The sequence below is a fragment of the Caballeronia sp. ATUFL_M2_KS44 genome (assembly GCF_023630965.1).
GTDB lineage: Bacteria > Pseudomonadota > Gammaproteobacteria > Burkholderiales > Burkholderiaceae > Caballeronia > Caballeronia concitans.
The window spans coordinates 18,033-43,477 of sequence record NZ_JALQEA010000057.1; the positions used below are offsets into that span (position 1 = coordinate 18,033).

Here is a 25,445-nt window from a genome sequence, read left to right on the forward strand (position 1 = left end):
GTCATCAAACGTTCTCGTTCGATTCAGCTCCCCGTAGGGCCGGCAAAGCCCTGTACACCCGCCTCCAGGGACGGCGACTCCGTGCGGTAGCGATGCTGCATCCAGCGCTCGTAGCGCAGGCCATCGGAGAGTGGCAGCTCCATCGCGCGGCGCGCCATCTGCTTCATGGACGCGAGCGCGAGTGCGTCAGCCTGGGCGATCTCCTCCGCCAGCGCGAGCGTAGCGCTCTCCAGTTGCAGAGAGGGAACAGCCAAGGCAGCCAGCCCCATGTCCGCGGCGTCACGTCCCGTCATGCGACGGCCCGTGACGAGATAGTACATGGCACGCTGCAAGCCCAGCTTGCGCGGCAGCCGTTGAGAACTGCCGCCGCTCGGAAGAAGGCTGCGACGAATATGCTCATCGCCGAATTCAGCCGCTTCATCGGCGATAATCACGTCGCAGGCCAGTGCCAGCTCGAAGCCTCCCGCGAGGGCATAGCCGTTGATGCTCGCCAACACGATCTGCGGTGCGGACTCCAGGCGTTCATAGGTGTCCTGCATCAGGTCCTGATGACGCATGTGCGCAGCGCGGTCAGCCAGCACGCCGCTCGCGAGCCATTTGAGGTCGTTGCCCGCGCAGAACGCCCGACCGCTGCCCCGTATCACCAGCACCTTGACCTGGCCGGCAGCCGAAGCACAGTCGCGCACCGCGTCGTTGAGACTCTGCAAGGTTGGACCATCGAGCGCGTTCATGCGCTCGGCGCGATTCAGCGTGAGGCGGCGCACCTGCGGCACGGGGTGGTCAATCAGCAGTGACAGGATGTTCCCCTTGTTATTCATTCGCGCCCAGCACTTCCTTCGCGCGCACGGCGGCGCTGACCGCGTTGGGCCATCCGCCATAAAAGGCCAGGTGCGTAATGAGTTCGATGAGTTCCTCGCGCGTGACGCCGTTCTCGATCGCGCGTGGGAAGTGCCCGCTCATCTGCTCGGTCTTCCCTGTGACGACGAGCGCGGCACAGGTGATGAGACTGCGATCGCGTTTCGACAGTCCCGGGCGTTCCCAGATCTGGCCGAACAGGACGTCGTCGGTCAGTTTCGCCAGACCGGGCGCGATGTCGCCCAGCAGTCGCCGGGCTGCAGTATTCGTGTCGCTCATGCTTGCGTCGCTCAGGCGAAGCGCACCAGATCGTCTATGCCAGCCCGAGTGGTGCGAAACTGGTTGACCGGGTGTCCGGCCTGCGCAAAACCGAACGAAATGCCGCAAATCATGTGCTGTGTATCGGGAATACCGAAGTACTCGCGCACGAAATGCGCGTGGCGAGCGAGCGCGCCCTGAGGCGTCGTGGCCACGCCATGTGCATAGGCCGCGAGCAGAAACGAGGAGACGAAGCCGCCCGCATCCACGAGCGCATAAGGACCCAGCTCCGCAGGCACGGTGATGATGGCCACGTGCGGCGCATCGAACATGCGGAAATTGCGGAATGCCTGTTCGGCGCTGCGTTCGGCATCCTTGGGGCCGATGCCGAGGGCAGAATAAAGTGCGATGCCCGCCCCGCGCCGCCGTTCGCCATAAACGCCCTTATATCCCGGCGGAAATGGCAAATCGGACTCGGTGTCCGGACAGCTCCGCGCGCGCTCCATCAACGCCTCGCGAAAGCGCTCCGTACTCTCCAGGGTTTCAGTGATAACCAGTTTCCACGGTTGCACGTTGCACCAGGAAGCCGAGCGACTTGCCATGCCTACGATGCTGCGTATCAGGTCGGCATCCAGCGCCTTGTGCTCGTAGGCACGACACGTGGAGCGTCCGCGCGTGAGGCGATCCAGCGCGGTCAAATCGGAAGTATGCGATGTCATTTCGGTAAGCTCGTTGCCTGCTCCCTGTTCCCTGCCCTCAACGTGCGCTGGAACCGTGGAGCGAAGTTGCCCGGCGATGCGCCGGCGGTTGATCGGGTTTGTATGGCCCATGCCTCAGATGAAGGTCTCGCGCGCGCGCAAATTTTCGATGCGTTCGTCCGGTAGCCACTCACGCAGCGCATCGACGGCGTTGTCGGTGCTCAATGCCGCCGGCGACTCGGGTCGCGCGGCGGGCGTTCGTGAAAAACGTGGGCCGGGCGCGGGGTGCGTCACTCCGTCCAGATCGATCAACGTTCCACGCGCCTCGATGTGTGGATGACTCGATGCCTCGTCGAAGTCGAGCACCGGCGCAAGGCAGACGTCCAGTTGCCCGAAGCGCCGCGTCCACTCATCGCGCGACTGTTCCTTGAACTTCGCGGCAAGCACCGCTTTGGCTTGCGGCCATTGCGTGCGATCCATCTGCTTTTGAAGCAGCGGATGGTCCTGTAACTCGAGCTTTTCAAGCAAGAGCCTGTAGAACTTGCCCTCGATCGGCGCGACGCTCACGAACTTTCCATCGGCGCATTCGTACACCTCGTAGAAGTGCGCGCCGGTGTCGAGCATGTTGGTGCCACGTTCCTTGCCGAGCATGCCTGCCGCATGCAGACCCATCGTCACTGTCATGATGGAGGCCACGCCATCGACCATCGCGGCATCGACGACCTGGCCTTTGCCGGAACCGCGCGCCTCGATGATGCCCGCGAGCAGTCCGAACGCCAGATACAAAGAGCCGCCCGCATAGTCGCCCAACACGTTGAGCGGTGGCGTCGGCGCCTGCCCCGCGCGGCCCATTGCATGCAGCGCACCGGTGATGGCGATGTAGTTCAGATCGTGCCCCGCGACTGTCGAAAGCGGGCCATCCTGTCCCCAGCCCGTCACGCGGCCATAGACGAGACGAGGATTGCGCGCGAGACACGTATCCGGCCCCAGACCCAGCCGCTCCATCACGCCGGGGCGAAAGCCTTCGATCAGCGCGTCGGTCTGGGCGATCAACTCAAGCACCATTTGAACGGCGTCCGGGTCTTTCAGATCGACGCGGATGGACTTGCGATTGCGCAGCCCCAGATCGAACTGCGCAGGACGCGGCGCGCCGAGCCCCGAAGGCTCCTTGCGATCGACACGGATCACGGTCGCGCCGAGGTCTGCCAGAAACATCGCCGCCAGCGGACCGGGGCCGATGCCTGCGATCTCGACGACCCTGACGCCCGCGAGCGGGCCTCCACGGGAAGATGCGGCGGACATATCAGATCACTCCCTGGTCGCGCAGTTGCCGCAGCCGATCGTCCGGCAGCTTCAGCAGATCACGATAAATCTCTTCATTCGATGCGCCGAGTTCCTGTGCCGGCTGGTCGAACTGCACCGGCGTTTGCGAGAAGCTGATGGGCAGTCCCATGCCTATGGCGTGGACATCGGAGAGACCCGGATGCTGCAGTTTGACCACGGCGCCGCGCTCCTGCAATACCGGGTCCTTGAGCACGTCGAGCGGCGAGCGCACCGGGGCCGCGGGCACGCCGCGCTTTTCCTGCAACTCGCGGATGACCTCTTCCGTGCTGCGCTGCCGTGCCCACTCTTCGATCATGGCGTTGATCTCGGCCGCATGCTTCATGCGCGGACCACGCGTGGCGTAGCGCGGATCCTTGGCCAGCTCGGGTTTGCCCAAGGCTTCCATGAGGTTCTGGAACCAGTCGGGCTGGAAAGCGACCATGGCCACGTGACCATCGAGCGTCGCGTACACGCCGAACGGCACCAGGCGATCGTGGAAATTGCCCGAGCGTTTTGGGTAACCGTTGTCGAGGAACACATCGAAGTGCTCCTCGGCCACCATCGACGACAGGCAGTCGAGCATCGAGACCTGTACTCGTTGCCCTTCACCCGTCTTTCCGCGATGAATGAGCGCGGCGAGGATGCCATTGACCGCATACAACGGCGCGACGAGATCGGCGATCGGCAGGCCCCATCGCGTGGGAGGGCCGTCGGCGACACCGGTAACGTCCATGATGCCGGACAGCGCCTGCACGATGATGTCCATCCCCTTGAGATTGGGGTAAGGGCTAGGCTCGCCGAAGGCCTTGATCGATGCGTAGATGATTTTAGGATTGGCCTTGCGCACGCTTTCGTAGTCCACGCCGAGGCGCGCGGTCGCGCCTTCGCTGGCGTTTTCAATGACGACGTCGCATTCCTTGACCAAATCCATGAAGAGAGCCAGGCCCTGCTCGGATTTCAGATCGAGCGTAATGCTTTTCTTGTTGCGTGCGCGATTCAGGATGGTTAGCGAAACCTCTTCCTCGCGCCTGACACCGAAGTGGATGCCTTCCTTGCCCACATAAGGCGGGTTGCTACGCGCGATATCGCTGCCGCCGGGCGATTCGACGCGAATGACTTCGGCGCCCAGACCGCCGAGTAACAGTGATCCATAGGGCCCGGCCAACGCCACAGTCAGATCGAGAACACGAATACCCTGCAAGGGTTTTGCGGCTGTCATGCTTGTCTCCTGAACCCGCATGCAAGCGGAATCTGGCTTGTATATACCGAACCGCCTGACACAGACTTCCGTTTGCCTGATTGGCGACCGATAACGGATGGATTAACGGTTGCCGCCAAAGTGTTCTTCTTCGTACGCCCGGGATGCCCCGAACCGCCGTGCCTAGTATGACTTGGGCAAGTCGAGCTTACGCTCCGCGATATTCGACAGGATCAGTTGCGGGGTGACCGGCGCGATGTAGCCGATCCAGGCTTCGCGCATGAACCGCTCCACGTGATACTCCTTCGCGTAACCGAAGCCGCCATGCGTGAGGATCGACGTCTGGCACGCGTTCATGCAGGCCTCCGATGCCAGCAGCTTCGCGGCGTTCGCTTCGCAGCCGCAGGACAGACCCTTGTCGTACAGATCCGCGGCGGCAAAAATCATGTGATTCGCCGCTTCCAGCTCGGCCCAGTTGCGCGCGAGCGGATGTTGCACGCCCTGATTCTTGCCGATCGGCCGGCCGAACACCACGCGTTCCTTCGCATACTGCGTCGCGAGCTTGAGCACGGCGCGGCCGATCCCGATCTGCTCCGCCGCGACCAGCACACGCTCGGCGTTCATACCATGGAAGATATAGCTCAGGCCCTTGCCTTCCTCGCCGATCAGCGCGCCCTTCGACACCGGCAGATTATCGATAAACAGTTCGTTCGTATCGACGGCCGCGCGGCCGAGTTTATCGATCTCCCGAATGTCGACGTAGTCGCGATCGAGTTTCGTGTAGAACAGGCTCAGCCCTTCGCTGTGCTTCGTCACCTGCTCGATCGGCGTGGTCCGCGCGAGGATCAAAATGTGATCGGCAACCTGTGCGGTCGAGATGAAAACCTTCTTGCCCGAAATCAGATAATTGCCATCGGCCTGCTTCTTCGCCGTCACCTTGAGCTTGGTGGTATCGAGGCCCGTGTCCGGTTCGGTCACTGCAAAGCACGCCTTGTTTTCGCCTCGCGCAAAAGGCGGCAGCCAGGCCTTTTTCTGCGCCTCCGTGCCGAAATGCACGACTGGCTGCAGGCCGAAGATATTCATGTGGATGGTGGACGCCGCCGCCTGTCCGCCGCACTCTGCGACCGCGCGCATGAAGAGCGCCGCTTCCGTCACGCCCAGATTCGCCCCGCCCACATCTTCCGGCATGCAGATGCCGAGCCACCCTCCGCTCGCGACGGCTTCAAAGAACTCCTGCGGAAATTCGTGGTTCTTGTCCTTGTTGCGCCAGTATTCGAGCGGGAAGTCAGTACAGATCTTCTGAGCTGCATCGACGATGGCGTGTTGATCGGCGCTGAGTTGGTAGTCCATGACCTAGTCCTTCTCCGAAGATGAAATCAAGCCTTGTCGGCGGGACGCAGCATCATTAGGCCGGTGCGAACAGCGGTGCATACGATCTCGTCGCGCTGGTTCCGGGCAATGTGTCTGAAGGTTACGATGCCCGAGTCCTTGCGGCTCTTCGACAGGCGCGTCTCGACGATCTCCGTCTCGACGCGGACCGTGTCGCCATGAAACGTAGGCTTGGGGAAAGCGATTTCGCCAAAGCCGAGATTGCCCAGCGTGGTGCCGAGCGTCGTTTCATACACGGTGATGCCCGCTACCAGCGCCAGCAGAAACATGCTGTTCACCAGACGCTGACCGTACATGGTGTTCTTGCTGTATTCGGCATCGATATGCAGCGGCGCACAGTTGTAAGTCATGGCCGAGAACAGGATGTTGTCGGTCTCGGTCACGGTGCGGCGGATGGCATGTTCGATGACCATGCCGGGCTTGAATTCTTCGAAGTAAAGGCCAGCCATGTTGTCTGTCTCCTGGGGTTCTGGTCAGCAATCAGCCGTTGAACGACTGCGCGAGTTCGATGATTTCGCGCGCCGTCTTGGCATGAGCAATGTCGATGTGTTCGCCGTCGTAGATGCACGATGCGCGGCCTTCGGCCTGGGCTTTGTCGAGCGCGTCGATCATCCCTTGATAGAACGCCACCTCTTCCTCGGCGGGGCTGTAGGTCTGATTGACGATCTCGACGTTGGAGGGATGCAGCACCAGTTCTCCGCTCATGCCCAGTTGCCGGTCGTTGGCCGCGGAGACCTTGAGTCCGTCGAGGTCGTGCACCTGTTGCCAGACGCCGCCGATCGGCAGTTTGCCCGCCGCGCGCGCGGCCATGACGATGCGTGATTTGAGGTACTGCGTCTCGCGACCGCCGAGCGACCAGACCGTCTTGAGCGCGCGGGCCACGTCGGCGTTCTTGGCCGTCGCGCCCACGATGGCGGGCACGCGCTCGTGCTGGGCGATCTCATAGGCCAGTTGCAGTGAGCGGGCCGTCTCCAGCAGCGGAATCACCTTCGTATGACCCACTTCCACGCCGGCGCGAAACTCGGCTTCGGCGAGCATCGATGAAACGGTGTGGATGTCTTCCGGCCCGCAGGGCTTGGAAATCACGATGCCTTCAACCACGGGGCTGACGATAGCCAGAATGTCTTCGAAATCGTACAGGTGTGCGCTGCGGTTGATGCGCACCCAGACGCGCTGCTTCTGCTCGGCCAGCCAGCCCAGTTTGGACTTCACGATCTCGCGCCCTTCGATTTTCTGTGCGGGCGGCACGCTGTCCTCCAGATCCAGAATCAGCGCATCGGCCCTGGAATTGATGGACTTTTCGATCCACGTCGGCTTGTTGCCCGGAACGAAGAGGAAGGAGCGAATGGGTTTCATCTGGGTGGTCATCACTGTCTCGGCCTGTAGAGAGTCTCGTCCTGCGTCGTCGGGCTTAACCTAACGATTGGTAGTTAGTTTCCTCCTCACATCTGGAGGTGTCATTTGGGGTTTACACCGACATCGGCCTGGATGCAGTCCTCCGAGCGAGCCAACAGCAAGTCGACGCATTCGACTCATGGATAACACCCATGGAACACCGTGCAAACAATACACAAACTACCTAACATTAATTAGATAACGTGTTTCTATGCGGCGTGCCGACAGTCGCGTCGTCCGAGCTGCCCTTTTTCGAATGTCCCGCAAGTTGCCTTGCAGAACTCACGACTTTCAATGCTCTTATTGGAGGAGAAATGAGAAACGCCATGAACGACATGCCGTCCGACGCCGCTGCTGTCAGCGCGCAAACGCCATTGCATCTATCTCCCGATCACGTCATCCATGACAGCGGACGCGCGTGGTATGTACTGGTGATGCTGACGCTCGCGTATTCCCTCGCCTACATCGATCGACAGCTTCTCAATCTGCTGGTCGAACCGATCAAGCGCTCGCTCGTCATCTCCGACACACAACTGAGCCTGGTTCAGGGGTTCGCTTTCATTGCTGCCTATCTGGCTGCATCGCCGCTGTTCGGTCGGCTCGTCGATGTGACCAACCGGCGCAATCTTCTTCTCGTCTCCATCTGCCTGTGGTGTGTTTTCACCGCACTATGTGGCACCGCGGATACGTATCGGGGGCTTTTCCTCGCCCGACTGGGCGTCGGCGCCAGCGAAGCGTGCGTATTCCCGCTCGCGCTCTCGATGATCGCCGACTGCTTTTCGGCGAAGAAGATGCCGCGCGCGATGAGCATCTTCATCCTCGGCCCGATGCTCGGCGGCGGGCTCTCGCTTGTCGCGGGCGGCTTTGTGATCGAATTCGCACGCGCTTTTCACGAGCACTTTCCGACCCTCACGCAGTTCCAGACCTGGCAACTCGCGTTCGTCATCATCGGGCTGCCCGGGATACTTTTCGCGCTGGTCGTATTGCTCACCATGCGCGAACCCGCACGTAGCAGCGTGATGAGCGCGCGCGAAGACGAGCGGCAATTCTCGACCGGCGCTTCGGCCAGCTATCTTTGGCAGCGCCGCGCGTTCTACGCGAGGATTTTGCTCGGCGTCGGCATGCTTGCGATCGTCGTGCTCGGCATGCCCGCATGGATGCCCTCCTATCTGATTCGCACGCATGGCATGCCGGCTTCGCTGGTCGGTTTCCGCTTCGGCGGTCTGGTTGTGGTCTTTGGCATTGCCGGCGCGCTGACCGGTCCTTGGGTTGCACGTCAATTGGAGAAACGTGGCTATGAGGATGCTCCGCTGCGCACCGCCGCGATCGCCATGATTCCGATGATGCTCTGTTGCGCGAGCATTCCATTCGTGCCGGGAGCGACTGGTGCGCTAGCCGCGGCAGCCGGCATCGTGTTCTTCTTCAGTCTGCCCACCGGCTGCATGGCCGCTGCATTGCAACTCGTCGCGCCCAGTCGCATGCGTGGCACCGTCGGCGCCATTTATTCGTTCGTCGCTCAACTGGTTGGATTCGGTGCAGGCCCGACGCTGATTGCACTCTTGACCGATCGTGTATTCCAGAATCCGAAGATGGTCGGACAGTCGATCGCTATCGTGTGCGCGATTGCGTCTGCGATCGCTGCGACGCTGCTTCTGACCGCGTTGCCGCATTACAGGCGCTTGCTGGCTGAAGAGCGCGCGGCTCAGGTGAAGTAAGCCTCAATGTCCCTTGTCCTTTCAGCGCTGCATCGCCTCGCTGTCGACACCGGCCGGACGCGTCTCGGAATCGCCAAACATGATTCCGCGACTGTCGACAACATTTCAGGAGATTCCAGCATGGCCGACAGTCTCATTCAGCAGTTGGGCACGTTCACATCGAATGTCCGATTCGATCATCTTCCCGCAGCCGTCGTTGAAGAATGCAAACGCATCCTGCTCGACTCGATCGGCTGCGCGGTGGCCGCGATCGAACAGCCCAAGGGGCGGATCGGCATCGACTACGCTCGCATGTTGGGCGGCAACGGCGATGCGACCGTCATCGGAACGGGCGAACGAACGTCGATTTTCGGCGCGGCGTTCGCCAACGGCGAACTGATCAACGCGCTCGACATGGACGCCGTCGTGCCGCCCGGTCACGTCACGCCCTATGTGCTGCCGGGCGCGCTCGCCGTCGGTGAAGCTCGCTGCGTAACGGGCAAGGCGCTTGTCGAGGCGATGGCGCTTTCGCACGAAATGTCGTATCGGCTCGGCAAGGCGATGGATTATCTGCGAGACACGAAAGACGGCAAGGTGTCGCCGCCGCCGGTCTACGGTTACAGCAGCACCGTATTCGGCGCGACGGCGGCGATCGTCAAGCTCAAGGCGTTGCCGGCGACGGTGGTTGCGAACGCGCTCGGTATCGCCGGAAGCATCTCGCCGGTGAATTCGCAGGTTGCGTGGTTTCAGCACGCGCCGAGTTCGACGATCAAGTACCTGCTCGCAGGCGCGCTGACGCAATCAGCGATGACTGCCGCTCACATGGCGGAACTCGGCCACCGTGGCGATCTGCAGATCCTGGACGACCGGGAGTTCGGCTTTGCGCGCTTCATCGGCACGCGTCGTTGGGAGCCTGAGTGCATCACCGCGGAACTGGGTGCAGCCTGGCGGTTTATCACCGAACAGGCCTATAAGCCCTACCCGCACTGCCGCATCCTCCATGCATTGCTCGACGCGCTCATTGAAATCGTCGAAACGAACGATATCGAGCCGCACGAGATCGAGAGCATCAAGGCTTGGGTCGAAGGCTTCGTCGAACAACCGGTATGGCTCAATCGCGATATCGGCCACGTTCACGACGCGCAGTTCAGCATCGCGCACGGGCTTGCGCTCGGTGCACATCGCGTCCCGCCTGGAAAGGCCTGGCAGGACCCTGAGTTCGTGTTCGGCGCATCTGTCATGAAGCTGATGGATCGCGTCACGCACGAAGTCCATCCGAATTACGTCGAGCTGTTGACGAGTCATGCCGCCAGCCGTCCCGCGAAAATCGAGGTTCGCGCGCGCGGCCGGACGTTCGCCGGGGCGCGCCGCTATCCCAAGGGAAGTCCGTCGCCTGAGCCGTCCACCTGCATGAGCAACGCGGAACTCGTCGGCAAGTTTCGCCACAACGCGGAAGACGTGTTCTCCTCCGCGCGCATCGACGACATCATCGAGCGCGTCTTCAACCTCGAAAATCTCGGCAATGTCGCGACCCTGATGCGCTTGCTTCGCCCCGGCAGGAATGAAACCCTTACACGGGTTCCGGCTTGAAGGTGAATCGACTGCCGATCACGACGAAGTGGCCAGTTCCTTCTTGCGACCGCGACGCCGCTGCCTGCCCGGTGACTGAGCGCCTTCGAAGAACATCGAAATAAATTGATCCGCGATTTTTTCCAGCGACCCCTTCTTGGGATCGAACCACGTCTGAACGGAATTGATGAAGCCGAGCACATAGATACGGCTCAGCGCGATGTCTATATCGTCGCGCAGAAAACCTTCCTCACGCAGATCGTCGAACACGGTGGTCCACAGTCGCTGATGCCGCTCGCGACGCTTGATCTGCCGCTCACGCACCTGATCCGGTAATTGGCTCAGCAGGCGGCCATGTGCGAGCGCGTAGTCGCCAAACTTGATCAGCGCACTCATCTGACCGACCACCGCCGCTCTGAAGCGGTCCTCGGCGTTCGCATTTTCGGGCAGCGCACCGAAATGCTCATTGATGTGCTGCACGATGCTGTCCGCCCCATGCTCCATCACCACGTCGACGAGTTCTTCCTTCGACGAAAAGTGATAGTAGATGCTGGCCGCCTCGATGCCGGCCTGGTCCGCAATCGAGCGCATCGTGGTTGCTGTGTAGCCCTGCGTCGCAAACGAGCGCGCCGCCAGCCGCAGCAAGGTCTCTCGGGTATCCGCACTGGGATTTACATTTCGCTTTCGCACGTCTCTTTCCTCGTTCCCAATGTCGCGGAAGCACTCACGACGATCTAATGTTCGTTTGAGAGATTACCGCATTTCTTTTTGACGGGCCAGCGCGTTCACTGTACGGAACGAGCGTCATTGCATCCGGGCATATCACCAATGCAAAATGCGGTCTCTCAGAATCTAAGCTAGCTATCGTTCGTTAGCTTTAACGCTTCGCTCAGTCTCAGCTTCGGCAGGACATTTCATGCCCTTAGCCTCATCCGCATCCGTGACGATCTGAACGTCGTGCCCGGTCGATTGTTCATCGACGGAAACTTGCTTGACGGAAACTACCAGCGCTTCGACCGGATTCACCCGGCAACCAATGAAGTGATGACGACATTCGTCGAAGCCGGCGCGCGTGGCGTCGATCAGGCGGTGTTCGCAGCGCGAAGCGCCTTCGACGAAGGACCGTGGCCGCGTATGCGCGCGCAGTCTTAAGCGGATGCTGCAGCCCATCGTCGAGAAAATCTACGCCGCCGAAAGGGAGATTGCGCAGTTGCAGACGCTCGATAACTGCATCCCGTTCACGTTCAGCCACAACTCGCGCGTGTCGCCCAAGTCGGAGGCGGACATCTTCGATCATTTTCTCGGCTGGATCGACGAGATCAACGGCGAAACATACCCGCAGTTCTCCAGCGCCTCGGACATGCAGTACGTGACGTTCCGCGAGCCGGCCGGCGTGGTGGCCGCGATCCTGCCGTACAACGGCCCCGTCAAGACGTTCGCGATGAAGATCGCGCCTGCTCTTGCCTGTGGCTGCACGGTGATCGTCAAGCCGTCCGAATACACTAATCTCGCGGTAATGAGGCTCGCACGGATCGTCGGGGAAAGCGACCTGACGCCGGGCGTGTTCAATATCGTGACGGGCGGCGCTGAAACGGGCGCGGCGCTATCGACGCATCCGCACGTCGACAAGGTCACGTTCATGGTCAGCCCGATCGCAGGCGAGAAAATCACACAGGACGTCGCGTACCGTTGCGTCGGGGTGTCGAACATCCTGCGAACCGGATTGGGACGACGCGTGCCTGAGAGATGACGTCCTGACAGGCTGGATGCGAGCGACGAGGACTACAAGAAATCGTCAGCTCGTAGCGAGCGAAGCGTCGCGCGAACGAAACCAGCCTGTCGTTGCCGAAATGATGTCCCAGAGCTTCTCGGGAATTTCGAGCTCGGCAGGATGCCGTGACATATCCAGTGAGATATCGACTTCAGTGCCATGCTCTGACGCACTGCGCTCGACCCAATCGGGTCTTGCGACAAGACCTCGCCCCACGGCCACCAGCGGCAGCCCCAGGGCGCGCGCCTGCCGAGCTTGCGCAGCGGTGCTGATCGAGCCCGCCGCGATAAGCGGCACACGTTGCCCGACCCGGTCGATGATGTGCTCGATCGTGGTTTTCGCGCCCGTATGGTCTTGCGGCTTGTTGCGCAGCAGGTCATGGAGCGAGACATGCAGATAATTGATGCCGGCCTCGATCAGACGATCGATGAGCACGAACGTATCGTCGATACGCAATGCGCCTTCGCCGGCCTCTTCCGGAGAAATACGGTAACCGACGAGAAACGGCCTCTCCGCATGAGCCTCAATCACGCGTTTGACCTCCTGAACCACGGCAAGCGGGAAACGCATTCTGCTTTCGAGCGAGCCGCCCCAATCGTCGGTGCGCTGATTGAAGAGAGGCGAGAAAAAATTCTGAATCAGAAAACCATGCGCACCATGCAGTTCGATGCCATCGAATCCGGCTTCGATCGCCCTCCGCGTGGCCTGTCCAAATGCATGGATCACATCGAGGATCTCATTGTGAGTCAGAGCGCGGCTGCCCGTCACGCCGTCGTTGAAAGGACCCTGAGGCGCCTTTGTCGCGCTCGCGCTCACAAGTTCGCCATCTGGAATCAATCCCGGTACGGCCTTGTTGCCCGCGTGGAAGATTTGCAGCACCGCAGGCGCTCCGCCGCTTTTGGCGGCTTGTGCCAGCTTCCGCAATCCGGGGATGAATCGATCGTGATGCGCGGCGAACTCGTGCGTGAAGCCGACGCCGTTTTCCATGACGTGCGTGCACCCGGTCAAAACCATGCCGACACTGCCGGCTCGTGCACGATAATAGGTCAGTTCCTGATCAGAGACGGTGCCATCCGCGTTGGATGACCACGTCGTCATTGGAGCCATCACGACGCGGTTACGAAGGGTGATGCCGTTGGAGAAGGAGAATGCCTGGAAAATCGGGTCTGTTGTCGATGCCATTCGGAAGAATTTCCCACTTAAATGAAATACGGCTTCTCGCCGTCGGTGTCGGGCTTGTTCACGCCGAGGTTTGCGCCGACATGGAGCGACGGCGAGGCGATGATCCTGACGACGAGGTCAGACACGCTCTTGCGCGACACCACCGTGCCCTTGAAGGGTTCATGGCGCTCGGTCAACTCGTAGTCGACTTCGTCCTCGTCGGTCAGCCATGCCGGGCGCAGAAGGGTGTAGTCCAGCCCTGATGCCTCGATGGCATCGGCAGCGCGCCTGAAAGGCGCAAGCGCTTCGCCGATGGCCGCGTTATTCCACTCGCCGAACTTGCCCGGCACTTCGTCGTAGATGCCCAATGAAAGGACAAATATCAGCCGCTTGACGCCGGTCGCCCGCATCGTAGAGATGACGGCGCGCGCCTGTATGTCGAGATCTTCTCCTGTGAGGTTCGCATAGACGACTTCGTGGCCGGGCATGACCTGCTTCGGAAAGTCCTTGTCCAGCACGTCACCTATGGCAAGTTTCGCGTTCGCCGGCTCATTGCCGGAGATCTTTTTCGGATCGCGCAAAAGCAAGGTCAACTTCGTGTCGTTGCGCGCCGCGAGCGATTCGATTACCCACTTCGCGATTTGCCCGCTTGCGCCGAGAATCAATACGCTTGTCATGGTCATCCTCGAGCCGGTTATAGGAAATGCGGAAATGCGCGAGGGACCCGCCGATGCGGGCAACACATCAGCAGGCACCATAGCCCTTAGAGGCGTTCCTTGAAAAACGGTATGGCCTTGGCGAGCGCCAGTGCCACCGGTTCTGGGCGGTCGTAGAGATCGTAGTGCGACCAGCCTTCGGCCACCACGATCTGTTTGTCCTTCGACGCCGCGCGGCCGTAGATCTCCCAACCGTCACGATATGCGCCGAAACCACCGGGCTTGTCACCGATGACGACCATCAGTGGCTGGGTGAGAAGGACTTCGGCATGCAGGAACGCATCCCACCCCATCGCGGCGCTATTGAATGAAAACAGCCCGCTCGTGGCGCCGTGCGGTTGCTGGCCACGTGCGGTCTTGTAGTAGTCGGTGGCCTCCAGCACGTCGATATCCGTCACCCCGGCTTTCTTACCCTCTTCCACCGACGGCGGAAGGTAGTCGATCACATTGCGCTCTGCGCCACGTGCTTCCGCCGTGCGCTGTTTGCCCATGGCTTCCAGCGCCGCGACCGGATCGAAGTTGCTGAAGCCTTCGCGAATCAGTCTGCCGAAGTTGACTCCGGTAATCGATGTCACGGCCTTGATCCGATGGTCGGTCATCGCCGCGTGTATCGTATAAGCGCCGCCGCCGCACACACCGATCGCACCGATCCGGTCTGCATCGACATAAGGCAGCGTGACCAGATAGTCGATCGCGAAGCGGATATCGGCGACCCGAATCGATGGATCTTCGATGAGGCGCGGCTCGCCGCCACTCGCGCCCTGAAAGCTCGCGTCGAAGGCGATGACGACGAAACCTTCCTTGGCGAGCGCCGCGCCGTACACATTGCCGGAGGTCTGCTCCTTGCAACTGCCGATAGGATGCGTGCTCACGATGGCGGGATACTTCTTCGTCTCGTCGAAGTTCGGCGGCAGGTGGATGTCCGCCGCAGAGTCCCATCCCAGATTGCGATAAGTGACGCTTCGGACCTTGTCTGAAGCCATGATATGAGTTCCTTGTCGAAGTGGTTCGAAGGTTCCGGCGAACCGGACCTTCCCGAACTGGCCTCGCCGCTTACTTCAACGTACGCTGGAAGAATGGCGCGAGCACATCAACGGCCTCGTCGACGAATTTTTCCCCGTCATACAGCGACATATGATTGGCACCCTCGACCACGTGAAAATGCTTGTCCTTGCTGGCCGCGCGCGCAAACAGGTCGTCGCTCATCCATTTGCTTCCGGCCACGCTGCCGGCCACGATCTGCAGCGGCTGCGTGAGGAACGCTTCGGCCTTGTTGTAGGCGTCATACGTGATGATCTGCGTGAGGCTGCGTGCCGTCATGAAGCCCGGCGCGTTCGGGTGTTCGCAACGCGGCGTGTGGTAGTACTCCCACGCCTCTTCCAGCTCCTTATTCGGCGCGTCCTCCTTGCGCATCGGCGCGAGCGGGAACGCGGCGTGTTCTGCCTTCACGGCGTCGGCGCTGCGCGCATCGGCGCCAAGCTCGAGCATCGGGATAGCGTCGGCATCCTTGACGGTGTTTTCCCAGCCATTGCGGAACATCGAGCCGATATTCACCGCGCTCACCGTCCCTACTGCCTTGATGCGGCGATCGTTGATTGCGGCGTTGGCCGTATAGCCACCGCCGGCGCAAATGCCCATCGCGCCGATCTTGTCCTTGGCGATATACGGCAGCGTGGTCAAATAGTCGACGACGGCGCTGATATCCTCCGTTCGGACATAGGGATTCTCCAACTGTCGCGGCTCCCCGGTGCTTTCGCCTTGATAAGACGCATCGAAAGCGACGGTGACGAAGCCATGCTCCGCCAGCTTGCGCGCGTAGAGCCCTGCGGTCTGCTCCTTCACGCCGCCGCCCGGATGAGCGACGACCACAGCAGGATACGTTTTACGCTCATCGAATCCTTGCGGGAAATTGATGACCGCCGCAAGCGTGATGGTCTGTCCGTTCCGGTTCGTGATTCCGATTTTCTGCATGGTCCTGAACTCCTGTGTTGAGCGAGCGCCCGGAAAATCATTGCGTTCTCGATGGGGAAAATGTTAGAACCTGCATTGCTGCGTGACAAGATCAGATAACCAATCACAGTCGTAAGCCAGGCTTACCAATAGGATCGATGGACTTTTCGCGTCTCCCCTCTTTAGCCGCATTCGCCCACATCGCCCAACACGGCAGTTTCACTAAGGCCGCTGCCGAGATGGGCGTTTCGCGGGCGGCGTTGTCGCAAAGCCTGAAGGCGCTCGAAGAGCAGCTGAGCGTCAAGCTGATCTATCGCACGACGCGCGAGATGTCGCTCACGGAAGAGGGCCAGCGGCTTTTTGATCAACTGCGTCCAGCGCTTGGCGCGATCGAGCAGGCCGTGCGCGACGTCGGCGAAACGAACGCGGCGCCTTCTGGCCTTCTGCGCGTCAACACGTCGAGGATCGCCGCACGGAATCTGCTGGAGCCGCATCTATCCGAGTTCTTCTCGCGATTTCCTCAGTTGAAACTGGAACTCGTGATGGACGACGGACTTTCGAACATCGTTGCGGAGGGATGCGACGCGGGTATCCGCATGGGCGAGAGTCTCGCGGCGCACGTGGTTGCTGTGCCGATCTCGCCCATGCTTGAAATGGCGGTGGTAGCCTCGCCCCAATATTTCGAACGCCACGGTGTTCCCGCAACGCCGGCGGACCTCGCGACACATGATTGCGTGGCGTATCGGCATACGAGCAGCGGGGCCATTTTCCGATGGGAGTTCAGCTCGCCCGAAGCAAAGGGCCATAGCTTCGTCGTCGAACCTCAAGGCACGCTGATCACGAACGACGACGACAGCATGATTCGCGCGGCCCTCCAGGGTGCCGGTCTCGTTCAGCACGTCGATATTGCGGTACGTCGCGAGTTGGCCGACGGCTTGCTCATTCGCGTACTGCGCGAATGGTGCAAGCCGTTCGCAGGCTTCTATCTCTATGTCCCGACGCGTGAGCGCATGCCTCCAAAGGTGCGCGTCCTCATGGATTTTCTCGTTGAAAAGCGCGAACTCCTGCCTGCACCAGGACAAGAGCCTTCAAATCACCTGATGCGTAAGTCCGGGCAACGCTCGCTCGCCTCTTCGCGCTCGAATCGCACCTGAAATCTCGCTATCGTCAGGCCATCGCGCGTTCAGCGTGCCTAAATTGGCGGCGATAACGGCTCGCTGGAAAAATGATGTTGGCGGATGCGCCACGTGTCGCCGCGTCGCGTGATGACGAGCGTGGTACGCAATCGCGACCGAGTCGCCTTGTTGCCGCACAAAACGAAATCGAACTCGCCGAACCCCTGCGCCAGAAAACAGTCACCCGTCAGACGAATGAACCTCTGTTCCGCAAACGTGAGACACGCCGATTCGATCACGCCTCGATACGACTCGAAGTAGGCGAGGATCTCGTGCGCGCCGACCGACTGTCCTTGCCTGCCACCGAAAAACAACGCATCTTGCTCGTAGATCGAGGTCAACGCGTGTGCATCCCATCGACGCGCAGCCACGTTCCATCGAGTCTGAACATCACTCAAGATATCTTGTTCGAGCCAATCTTTCATCGCCTGAAACCTATCGTAGTCAGCAAGCATCGGATTCAACTGTAATTCAATATGGGCTGCAAATGAGAGCCGTACCCGGCTCGAACGCCTCCGACCCGGAATCTGTTATTTCCTCGCCTTCCGAAAAGGGCTGCTTTTCTAACCTTCTATTTGATGAGCGAAGGCCGCATTGGGGCAATCGCGGCGGCAGCGGTGTGCCGTACTTTGGAATCCGCACGTCGCCGGGGGAATTGCGAGCAGGACTGGTCATGGAATGGTCGCCTCGCAAAGCAGCCTTCGATGTGGTCACGGTCACATGTCGAACAACTGCTGGCGGCGGCCGGTCCGAAGGCTGGCGAATTCGGCAAGTCGATCGAACGTCGTTCCGCGATCTGGATGCGAACGGCCTATGCATGGCGGTCGGGGAATATCAACGCCACGCACACGACATCGCGTTGCCGGTCGCGCCCGGTCGTCCGCAGACCGGCATGGCACCGAGTTGCGGCGGGGTCGATGTCACCCGCGACACCGCGTCGATCAGAGCGCGCGTCGTGCCGGCGCTCAAGGAGACCGCGCAAGGACTGGCGTCGCGGCTATAACATCTCGTTGTTTCCAAAGTACGGAAGAACTGCGCCGGTGTGATTGCCTGCTCGCGAATTCGAGAGTCAAACTGGCAACGGCCAGCCGAGGCCGCGACCGTGCGCTTCTGGCGACGGTCGATTTTCAGCTTGCGCCACAGTTAAAGAGCGTTCTCACGACTGGAGTAGAAGCATGGCCTGCAACGATGATTCCGCTGCCGAACCGGTCGTCACGCGCGAAGAACTGCATCTACGACAGATCGAGATGCGCGGCTATCGACGCAACGATGGCCTGTTCGAGGTAAGCGCGCGTCTCGTGGATCGCAAGACGCACGACTTCACGCCGCCCGGCGGGGCGCGTCTGGTAGCCGCTCAAACGCCCATTCACGATCTCGGCGTTACGCTGATGTTCGACAAGGACATGATCGTTCGCGAGGTCCATACGTTCATCCGGTCTCATCCGTATGCACCGTGCCAGGGTGGCGGCGACACGCTGCAGACTTTGATCGGCTTGCGCATCGGACCAGGCTGGAACACCGAGGTGCGCAAGCGTCTGCCATCCGGCGATACGTGCACGCACCTGAAGGAACTGCTCGGGCCACTTGCGAGCGCCGCCTATCAGACCATGGTTACCGAACGGCCGTCCAGGTTCAGTGAGCGCGACGAACAGGGCAAGCCTCGGAAGATCGATAGCTGTCATGCGTACGGCGCGTCGCGCGAACTCGTCAAGGCGCTATGGCCCGAGTACCACACGCTGAAGAAGATGTAGCGGGATCGCAATGCTAGCCGGTGCGCAGCCCTTCGTGCTCCTGATCACCCAACATCGGAACTCACTTCCTCCACGCATGAACCACACCGACACCGTGATCGCGCGTGCCGCGAACCCTGACTGCCGGCCGGGCGACTGCCGCGAACTCTGCGCGCTCGTTCGGCCAGGCGATACCGTGATGTGGGGTCAGTCGCATGCGGAGCCGGTGACGCTCATGCGCGCGCTGGTCGCTCAGCGCAAACAGTTGAAGCGAATCCGCATCTTCCTCGGCATCGGCTTGACCGAAGTACTCGGACCCGAGCATGCCGACGCCTTCGATTTCCTCGCATACTGCGGCAGCGGAACCAATCGCAGCCTTGCGCGCGCGGGAGTGCTCGACATTCTTCCGGTGCATTACTCCCGGCTTCCGGAGCTGATTCGCAGCGGTCGGCTGCGGATCGATGTCGTGCTGCTACAGGTATCGCCTCCGGACGAACACGGCCGATACAGCCTCGGGCTCGCACGCGAGTATCTGGTCGAAGCAGTCAGGCACGCGCGCGCGATCGTCGCGGAAGTGCACCCCGGCGTGCCGTGGACCTACGGCGGCCCTTATCTCCAAGACGGTGACATCGACCTGCGGGTGGCGTCGGACGCCTCGTTCCCGGAGACACGAGCGGCAGAGGCCGGACCGGTAGAGCAGATGATCGGACGGAACGTCGCATCGCTGGTGGAAGACGGAGCGACGCTGCAGACGGGAATCGGCTCGATCCCGGACGCGGTGATGGCGCAACGCCACGACAGGCGGGATCTCGGCGTGCACACCGGCAGCATCGGAGACGGCGTCGCGGCGTTGTGCGAGGCGGGTGTCGTGACGAATGCGAGGAAGACGATCGATACTGGGATCACCATCGGAGGCGTCATCATGGGCTCGGAGCGCACGCGCCGTTTCGCCCACCGCAATCCTGCGCTCCAGCTGCGCGGCACGGAATACACGCATGATCCGTACGTGCTGCGCCGGATCGATCGCTTCGTCGCGATCAATTCGGCGGTGGAGGTCGATCTCACGGGCCAGGTCAACGCCGAAGCCATCGGCGACACCTATGTGGGCGCGGTGGGCGGGGTCGGCGATTTTCTGCGCGCGGCGCAGATCAGCCGTGGAGGCGTGCCCGTGGTCGCGCTGCCGTCGACCGCCGGGCGGCACAGCCGCATCGTGACGCGCGTGACAGGGCCCGTGACGGTGCCGCGCAGCGACGCGTGCGTGATCGTCACCGAATACGGGATTGCCGATCTGCGCGGCCTCTCGATCGCCGAGCGCATCCGAAAGCTCATCGCGCTCGCGCATCCGGATCATCGCGAACGGCTGGCCCGCGAACCTCATGCACGCAGTTGAGCGGTCGCAAGGCTCGCGCAATGCGATGCGACGCGCGGCCCGTCAAGGCTCGCAGTCGACGTCGCTCAGGATACCGGACACCGTCAACGCCGCGGCCTTCAATGCAGGCGCCACACGCCGACGGATCGCCGTCATGTCCGGCTCCAGTTCCACCGCTCCACAGTTAAGCGCCATCAACGTGCGGGTTCGGCCAACCACGATCGGCAAGGCAATGCCAAACGCGTTGCGCTGATACTCGCCTACCGACATGCATACACCCGATTCCTCCAGATCGCTGAATGCGGCATCCAGGTTCGCGCGCACCGTTTCCGCATCGTCTCCGGCCGCATCGAGCAGTTCCGACATCAAAGGTTCGCGCACCGCGTCGGGCAGTGCATACAGATAGGCGCGCCCCACGGCAGTCGACGCCATCGGCAGGAGCGAACCGACGCCGAGCCTCAGCGTGGCGATGTTGGCACTTGCTCGCCACGCGATATACACCATGTCGAGTCGATACGGCACCGCCAGCGCGACCGACAGATTCAGCTTGTCGGCAAGCTGCTGCATGACGGGCGCGACCAGCCGCGGTACGACATTCGCTTCCAGATAGGCGTGACCAATGCTCAGTGGGCCGGCACTCAGTTCGAACTGGCGCCCGCCGCCCACGCGGCGCAGATAACCGATCGAGATCAGTGTCGTCGTCAACCGGGATACGGTAGCTTTCGGCAGACCCGTGCGACGTACCAGTTCCGCGTTTGACAACGGAGCGCGGTTCGCGCGAAACGCGTGGAGCACCTCGAGTCCGCGTTCGACGGTCAGCGTCACGCCTTTGTGCATGTCGGTCTTGTCCATGTTCGCTTCAGTCGATGACGCCTGCCTGCTCCTGCAAGCGCTGCGCGGCCGCAACAAGCCTTGGCCCGAGTTCCCGTTCGACGCGCGCACGCCCCAGCCGCGCACTGCGCCCGACGCAGGCAAGGACGAGGGGCGTCTGGTCCTGAACCACAAGCGGCACGGCGAGAATCGTCAGGTCCGGCTCCCATTCGCCGATCGACATGCAATAGCCGACGTTATGCACCTGCGAGATGCCCTGGCTGATACGGCGACGCAGGCCGGCCCAGTCGCGTCCCGCCTTGCGTTCGATGTTCCCGAGCAGATAGAAGCGTTCTAGTTCCGGCACTGCTGCAAGCAAGGCCCAGCCCATCGGCGACGATGCGATGCGCAGGCGCGTACCCGCATACAGCTTGAGATCGACCGATGCCGGTTCGTTCACACACGTTCCCAGCACGATCACGTCGAGACGGTCCCGCGAGCCGAGCATCACGTAAGTTTCACTTTGCGTCGCGAATGCCTGCATTTCGAGTCGTGCGAGCAGTTGCACGTTGGAATGGGCCGTCGCCGCATAACCCAGCGACAGCACGGGCGCGGCGAGTCGATACTTGCGGCGCTCCGGCGAATAATGCAGGTATCCGAGTGTCACGAGCGAGCGCGCGATCCGCGAAATCGTCGGTGCCGGAATGCCAGTTTCGATTACGAGCTCGTGGTTGCCGAGCCAGGCTTCGTGCGGTGGAAATGCCGCCAGTATCGCGAGACTTCGCGCCAGCGGCACGACCATGCCCGACGACGCGCGCGCGCCGTCCGCACTCTCGCGGCCTCCGATTGGCGCATCGTACCGATTCGCATCTTCATGCACTGAGGAACGCAGCGCTGTCCGGTTTGCCTGCAGCAACATCGATAGCTCCATTGTCTCGATCTGGCTTCTGAGCGGCCAAGAAAATGCGCGGACGCATGGGTCGCGGCGGAACGCCACGCATCGAAGGGAACGGCGCAACATGCGTCCATCCGATGCCTTGCATTACACGGGCGAGGCGCAAACGAGTCAAAACAAAGCGTCGTCGCGTTCCGTACTCTGGAACTCAGTCGCGGTGATGAAAGAGCGGCGCGTGATCCATCCAGTCGTAATGGCCGGTGGTTCCCGTCCATGCCCAGTTGACGTTATCGTTTCGTACAACGCTCGAATGCACTCCGACCGATGACTCTCCGGCGTCGATCGCCTGTTCATCCGTGGCACGCTGCTCGCCGCTGCGCGATGTGTCACAACGCTTGCTGAAATTCGTCATTGCGTCTTCTGCCTCATCCTTAATTAGCGTCACGAATCATGGCCCGTGCGATGACCAGTTGCTGAATCTGGGTCGTGCCTTCATAGATGCGGAACAGGCGCACATCGCGGTAGAAGCGCTCGATGCCATACTCGGCCATATAGCCTGCGCCACCGAAAATCTGCACGGCGCGATCGGCCACTCGGCCGCACATCTCGGACGCGAACAGCTTGGCGCAGGACGCTTCGGTGCTCACTGGCAGCTTGTCGTCGCGGCGGCGCGCGGCGTCGACCACCATGCAGCGGGCCGCGTAGATTTCGGCCTTGCTGTCGGCGAGCATGGCCTGCACGAGCTGGAAATCGGCGATAGGCTTGCCGAACTGCGTGCGCTCCACCGCGTACGACAACGCCATCGACAACATGCGTTCGGCCACGGCCACACACACGGCGGCGATGTGAATGCGGCCCTTGTCCAGAACCTTCATCGCCGTCTTGAAGCCTTGCCCTTCCTTCCCGCCGATCAGGTTGGCGGCCGGCACGCGCGCGTCTTCGAAGATCACGTCGCAGGTATGCGCGCCCTTCTGCCCCATCTTCCTGTCGCGTTTGCCGAAGCTGATGCCGGGCGTCTTTGCATCGACGATGAAAGCCGAAATGCCGCCTGAGCCTTTGTCCTCCGGATTGGTTCGCGCCATGAGCGTGAAGATGCCCGCATGGGGCGCGTTCGTGATGAAGCGCTTGGTGCCGTTGACCACGTAGTCGTCGCCGTCCCTGATGGCGGTCGTGCGAAGCGATGCCGCGTCGGAGCCGGCTTCCGGCTCGGTCAGCGCAAACGAGGCGATCAGCTCGCCGGTTGCGAGGCGCGGCAGATATTTCTCCTGTTGCTCGGGCGTACCGTCGAACAGGATGCCCTGCGAACCGATGCCCACGGTGGTGCCCAGCAGCGAGCGGAATACCGGTGAAGCGCGGCACAGCTCGAACACCGCGAGCACTTCCTCTTCCATCGTCAGTTCCAGGCCGCCGAAGCGCTCGGGAATGGTGAGACCGAACAGGCCCATCGCCTTCATGTCGGCGACGATATCCTCGGGAATCTCGTCGGTGTCGGCTACCAGCTCCTCGTTGGGCACGAGGCGCTCGCGCACGAACCGGGCGATGGAGTCGAGCAGGCCGTTGAGCGTTTCTTGATCGCGAATCATGTCGGTACGCTTAAAAAGTAGAAGAGGACGACAGGATGCTGCGCCGGGCGGCCCACCCGGAACAACCTTATTGGCGAATATGTTCCGGAAAATGAAATCGCGTCTATAGGACTGGCACTGGCGTCGACTTCGAGGCCGGCAGGACGTCTGCCAAGGTACGGAACAATGGTCGCGGTTCCGTTGACCGGCGAGCGGAGCGGACTCATCGTACGAACTCGAATCAAACGACATCACGTTCGCCATGCCGCTCCGAGCCGATTACTTGTTGAACCGTCCATTTCTTCCCATCGAGCATGCTTACTCGCTGCGCGATACCCAACTCTATGCCCTCGGCCTCGGTCTTGGAGCCGATCCGCTCGACGCAGGGCAACTGCGCTATGTCTACGAAGGCAGTGACGGTCAGTCGCTGCGTGCGTTGCCGACAATGGCGAACGTGCTTGCATACCCGGGCTTCTGGGCACGCGAACCGGACACGGATATCACCTGGCAAAAAATCCTGCATGCCGAGCAGGAAATCAGGATACACGCACCGTTGCCGGCCAGCGGCCGCATCGAGGGCACGACACGCATCACCGGGCTGTGGGACAGAGGGCCCGGCAGGGGCGCATTCCTGCAGCAGACGCGCGAGATCGCCGACGCGCAAACGGGGCGCCCGCTGGCGACCGTCGTGCAACTGAGCCTGTTGCGCGCAGACGGTGGCTTTGGCGCAGGCGGCAGCGACGGTGCGCCGCCCGCGCCCCATGCGATGCCCGGCGGCGCGCCCGATCATGTATGCGATCTCGCGACGCCCGAGCAGCTTGCGCTGATCTATCGCCTGAGCGGCGATCTGAATCCGCTGCATGCCGACCCCGCCGTAGCCGCCGCGGCCGGCTTTCCCCGTCCCATTCTGCACGGCATGGCCCTGATGGGCGTAGCGGCGCATGCGGTGCTGCGTACCGTGCTCGATTACGACGACGCGCGCTTCGCGGGCATGCGCGTGCGCTTCACGGCGCCGGCGTGGCCCGGCGATACGCTGCGTACCGAGATGTGGGTGCGCGGCAGCACGGTGTCGCTGCGCGTAACCGCCGTCGAGCGCGACGTCGTGGTTTTGAACCATGCGCGGGTCGACCTGCGCTGACCAACTTGTTCTCAGGAGAAACACATGGATCTCGGTTTGACCGGCAAGGTCGCCATCGTCACCGGCTCGGCGCGCGGGCTGGGCGCCGCCACGGCGCGGCGTCTCGCACAAGAGGGCGCGAAGGTTGTCGTCACCGACATCAACGGCGAACTGGCGCAAGCCACCGCGAAGGCACTGGAGAATGAAGGACTGGCCGCGCACTGCATCGTGGGCGACATCACGCGCGAAGCCGACGTCCAGCGTCTCGTCGATGAAACCGTCGCCCATTTCGGCGGCGTGCACATTCTCGTGAACAACGCCGGTGCGCCGCGCGACAAATACCTCGTGAAGATGAGCGCGGACGACTGGGATTTCGTCATGAACGTGATGCTCAAGGGCGCCTTTCTGGCCGCCCGGGCCGTCATGCCGCATTTCATCGATCAGGGCTGGGGCAGGCTGATCAACATCAGCTCGCGCGCGTATCTGGGCAATCCCACGCAAGCGAACTATTCCGCTGCCAAGGCAGGCCTGATCGGCATGGCTAAAGCGCTGTCGATGGAGGAAGGCCGCTACGGCATCACCTCGAACTGCGTCGCGCCGGGTTTCATGGATACGGAAATGGTGCAGGCGCTTCCGACCTACGAAACGATCAAGGAGCGCGCCGTGGCCGCCCAGCCGATAAAGCGCGCCGGACATCCGGATGACATCGCGGATGCGGTGGCCTTCCTCGCCAGTGAGCGCGCGGGCTTCATCAGCGGTGAAGTGCTGCATGTGACGGGCGGACGCTACGGCTGATCGCGCGACGCAAGA

Annotated in this window: 28 protein-coding genes; 10 read left to right on the forward strand and 18 right to left on the reverse strand. The window is 61.7% G+C overall.

Annotated features, from left to right (window positions below; all coding sequences use genetic code 11):
• Positions 1-23: 23 nt before the first annotated feature.
• The 8 genes from NCR39_RS23815 to NCR39_RS23850 all read right to left on the reverse strand — a co-directional run bounded on the left by NCR39_RS23815 (position 24) and on the right by NCR39_RS23850 (position 7,089).
• Positions 24-797 (reverse strand): enoyl-CoA hydratase/isomerase family protein, encoded by a 774-nt coding sequence (locus NCR39_RS23815; protein ID WP_502800279.1) that lies wholly within the window; start codon positions 795-797, stop codon positions 24-26.
• A gap of 13 nt (positions 798-810) precedes the next feature.
• A complete protein-coding gene (locus NCR39_RS23820) occupies positions 811-1,134 on the reverse strand; it encodes a carboxymuconolactone decarboxylase family protein (protein ID WP_250454553.1) in 324 nt (107 codons plus the stop codon).
• 11 nt (positions 1,135-1,145) lie between these two features.
• Complete coding sequence (locus NCR39_RS23825; RefSeq protein WP_250454554.1) at positions 1,146-1,832, reverse strand: nitroreductase family protein; 687 nt, start codon at positions 1,830-1,832, stop codon at positions 1,146-1,148.
• A gap of 114 nt (positions 1,833-1,946) precedes the next feature.
• Entirely contained in the window at positions 1,947-3,113 is a 1,167-nt protein-coding gene (locus NCR39_RS23830) for a CaiB/BaiF CoA transferase family protein (RefSeq protein WP_250454555.1), read from the reverse strand.
• Position 3,114: 1 nt separating this feature from the next.
• Positions 3,115-4,353, reverse strand: coding sequence for a CaiB/BaiF CoA transferase family protein (locus NCR39_RS23835; RefSeq protein WP_250454556.1), 1,239 nt, complete (start codon positions 4,351-4,353; stop codon positions 3,115-3,117).
• 162 nt (positions 4,354-4,515) lie between these two features.
• Positions 4,516-5,682, reverse strand: coding sequence for an acyl-CoA dehydrogenase family protein (locus NCR39_RS23840; RefSeq protein ID WP_250454557.1), 1,167 nt, complete (start codon positions 5,680-5,682; stop codon positions 4,516-4,518).
• Positions 5,683-5,708: 26 nt separating this feature from the next.
• Entirely contained in the window at positions 5,709-6,170 is a 462-nt protein-coding gene (locus NCR39_RS23845; protein WP_061178376.1) for a MaoC family dehydratase, read from the reverse strand.
• A gap of 31 nt (positions 6,171-6,201) precedes the next feature.
• Positions 6,202-7,089 (reverse strand): HpcH/HpaI aldolase/citrate lyase family protein, encoded by an 888-nt coding sequence (locus NCR39_RS23850; RefSeq protein ID WP_250454558.1) that lies wholly within the window; start codon positions 7,087-7,089, stop codon positions 6,202-6,204.
• Between the two features lie 362 nt (positions 7,090-7,451).
• Here NCR39_RS23850 and NCR39_RS23855 point away from each other — a divergent pair, with 362 nt between their 5' ends.
• Both NCR39_RS23855 and NCR39_RS23860 read left to right on the forward strand, forming a co-directional pair.
• Positions 7,452-8,831: an MFS transporter gene (locus NCR39_RS23855; RefSeq protein WP_250454559.1), complete on the forward strand. Its 1,380-nt coding sequence runs from the start codon at positions 7,452-7,454 to the stop codon at positions 8,829-8,831.
• A gap of 120 nt (positions 8,832-8,951) precedes the next feature.
• Complete coding sequence (locus tag NCR39_RS23860; protein ID WP_250454560.1) at positions 8,952-10,400, forward strand: MmgE/PrpD family protein; 1,449 nt, start codon at positions 8,952-8,954, stop codon at positions 10,398-10,400.
• A gap of 18 nt (positions 10,401-10,418) precedes the next feature.
• Here the strand turns inward: NCR39_RS23860 and NCR39_RS23865 are convergent, their stop codons facing one another.
• Positions 10,419-11,024 carry a TetR/AcrR family transcriptional regulator gene (locus NCR39_RS23865; RefSeq protein WP_250454561.1) on the reverse strand — a complete coding sequence of 202 codons (606 nt, stop codon included), beginning with the start codon at positions 11,022-11,024 and terminating at the stop codon, positions 10,419-10,421.
• 324 nt (positions 11,025-11,348) lie between these two features.
• On the opposite strand from NCR39_RS23865, the gene NCR39_RS23870 reads away from it, so the two are divergent.
• Both NCR39_RS23870 and NCR39_RS23875 read left to right on the forward strand, forming a co-directional pair.
• Positions 11,349-11,531 (forward strand): aldehyde dehydrogenase family protein, encoded by a 183-nt coding sequence (locus NCR39_RS23870; protein ID WP_250454562.1) that lies wholly within the window; start codon positions 11,349-11,351, stop codon positions 11,529-11,531.
• A 4-nt stretch (positions 11,532-11,535) separates the two neighbouring features.
• Complete coding sequence (locus NCR39_RS23875) at positions 11,536-12,129, forward strand: aldehyde dehydrogenase family protein (protein ID WP_250454563.1); 594 nt, start codon at positions 11,536-11,538, stop codon at positions 12,127-12,129.
• Positions 12,130-12,174: 45 nt separating this feature from the next.
• Here NCR39_RS23875 and NCR39_RS23880 read toward each other — a convergent pair whose 3' ends face one another.
• The 4 genes from NCR39_RS23880 to NCR39_RS23895 form a co-directional block, all read right to left on the reverse strand.
• Positions 12,175-13,332 carry an NADH-dependent flavin oxidoreductase gene (locus tag NCR39_RS23880; protein ID WP_250454564.1) on the reverse strand — a complete coding sequence of 386 codons (1,158 nt, stop codon included), beginning with the start codon at positions 13,330-13,332 and terminating at the stop codon, positions 12,175-12,177.
• A gap of 17 nt (positions 13,333-13,349) precedes the next feature.
• Complete coding sequence (locus NCR39_RS23885; RefSeq protein ID WP_250454565.1) at positions 13,350-14,054, reverse strand: SDR family oxidoreductase; 705 nt, start codon at positions 14,052-14,054, stop codon at positions 13,350-13,352.
• A 20-nt stretch (positions 14,055-14,074) separates the two neighbouring features.
• Positions 14,075-15,010, reverse strand: a complete 936-nt coding sequence (locus tag NCR39_RS23890) for an alpha/beta hydrolase (protein WP_250454566.1) — start codon at positions 15,008-15,010, stop codon at positions 14,075-14,077.
• 70 nt (positions 15,011-15,080) lie between these two features.
• Positions 15,081-15,998: an alpha/beta hydrolase gene (locus NCR39_RS23895; RefSeq protein WP_250454567.1), complete on the reverse strand. Its 918-nt coding sequence runs from the start codon at positions 15,996-15,998 to the stop codon at positions 15,081-15,083.
• A gap of 137 nt (positions 15,999-16,135) precedes the next feature.
• Here NCR39_RS23895 and NCR39_RS23900 point away from each other — a divergent pair, with 137 nt between their 5' ends.
• The gene (locus tag NCR39_RS23900) at positions 16,136-17,131 is read left to right on the forward strand and encodes a LysR family transcriptional regulator (RefSeq protein WP_250454568.1); all 996 of its coding nucleotides are present in this window, start codon (positions 16,136-16,138) and stop codon (positions 17,129-17,131) included.
• A 38-nt stretch (positions 17,132-17,169) separates the two neighbouring features.
• Here the strand turns inward: NCR39_RS23900 and NCR39_RS23905 are convergent, their stop codons facing one another.
• Positions 17,170-17,607, reverse strand: coding sequence for a YybH family protein (locus NCR39_RS23905; protein WP_250455144.1), 438 nt, complete (start codon positions 17,605-17,607; stop codon positions 17,170-17,172).
• A 32-nt stretch (positions 17,608-17,639) separates the two neighbouring features.
• Here NCR39_RS23905 and NCR39_RS23910 point away from each other — a divergent pair, with 32 nt between their 5' ends.
• The 3 genes from NCR39_RS23910 (at position 17,640) to NCR39_RS23920 (ending at position 20,272) form a co-directional block, all read left to right on the forward strand.
• Complete coding sequence (locus NCR39_RS23910; protein WP_250454569.1) at positions 17,640-18,155, forward strand: hypothetical protein; 516 nt, start codon at positions 17,640-17,642, stop codon at positions 18,153-18,155.
• 172 nt (positions 18,156-18,327) lie between these two features.
• The gene (locus NCR39_RS23915) at positions 18,328-18,903 is read left to right on the forward strand and encodes a DUF2889 domain-containing protein (protein WP_250454570.1); all 576 of its coding nucleotides are present in this window, start codon (positions 18,328-18,330) and stop codon (positions 18,901-18,903) included.
• A 76-nt stretch (positions 18,904-18,979) separates the two neighbouring features.
• The gene (locus tag NCR39_RS23920; RefSeq protein WP_250454571.1) at positions 18,980-20,272 is read left to right on the forward strand and encodes an acetyl-CoA hydrolase/transferase family protein; all 1,293 of its coding nucleotides are present in this window, start codon (positions 18,980-18,982) and stop codon (positions 20,270-20,272) included.
• A 42-nt stretch (positions 20,273-20,314) separates the two neighbouring features.
• Here NCR39_RS23920 and NCR39_RS23925 read toward each other — a convergent pair whose 3' ends face one another.
• The 4 genes from NCR39_RS23925 to NCR39_RS23940 form a co-directional block, all read right to left on the reverse strand.
• Positions 20,315-21,103: an IclR family transcriptional regulator gene (locus NCR39_RS23925; RefSeq protein WP_250454572.1), complete on the reverse strand. Its 789-nt coding sequence runs from the start codon at positions 21,101-21,103 to the stop codon at positions 20,315-20,317.
• Between the two features lie 7 nt (positions 21,104-21,110).
• Positions 21,111-21,980: an IclR family transcriptional regulator gene (locus tag NCR39_RS23930; protein ID WP_250454573.1), complete on the reverse strand. Its 870-nt coding sequence runs from the start codon at positions 21,978-21,980 to the stop codon at positions 21,111-21,113.
• Between the two features lie 184 nt (positions 21,981-22,164).
• The gene (locus tag NCR39_RS23935) at positions 22,165-22,368 is read right to left on the reverse strand and encodes a hypothetical protein (protein WP_250454574.1); all 204 of its coding nucleotides are present in this window, start codon (positions 22,366-22,368) and stop codon (positions 22,165-22,167) included.
• Between the two features lie 19 nt (positions 22,369-22,387).
• Positions 22,388-23,539 (reverse strand): acyl-CoA dehydrogenase family protein, encoded by a 1,152-nt coding sequence (locus tag NCR39_RS23940; RefSeq protein ID WP_250455146.1) that lies wholly within the window; start codon positions 23,537-23,539, stop codon positions 22,388-22,390.
• A 241-nt stretch (positions 23,540-23,780) separates the two neighbouring features.
• On the opposite strand from NCR39_RS23940, the gene NCR39_RS23945 reads away from it, so the two are divergent.
• Together NCR39_RS23945 and NCR39_RS23950 are read left to right on the forward strand one after the other, a co-directional pair.
• The gene (locus NCR39_RS23945) at positions 23,781-24,656 is read left to right on the forward strand and encodes a MaoC family dehydratase (RefSeq protein ID WP_250454575.1); all 876 of its coding nucleotides are present in this window, start codon (positions 23,781-23,783) and stop codon (positions 24,654-24,656) included.
• 24 nt (positions 24,657-24,680) lie between these two features.
• On the forward strand, positions 24,681-25,430 hold the full coding sequence (locus tag NCR39_RS23950; RefSeq protein ID WP_250454576.1) for an SDR family NAD(P)-dependent oxidoreductase: 750 nt from the start codon (positions 24,681-24,683) through the stop codon (positions 25,428-25,430).
• The last annotated feature ends 15 nt before the right edge of the window (positions 25,431-25,445 follow it).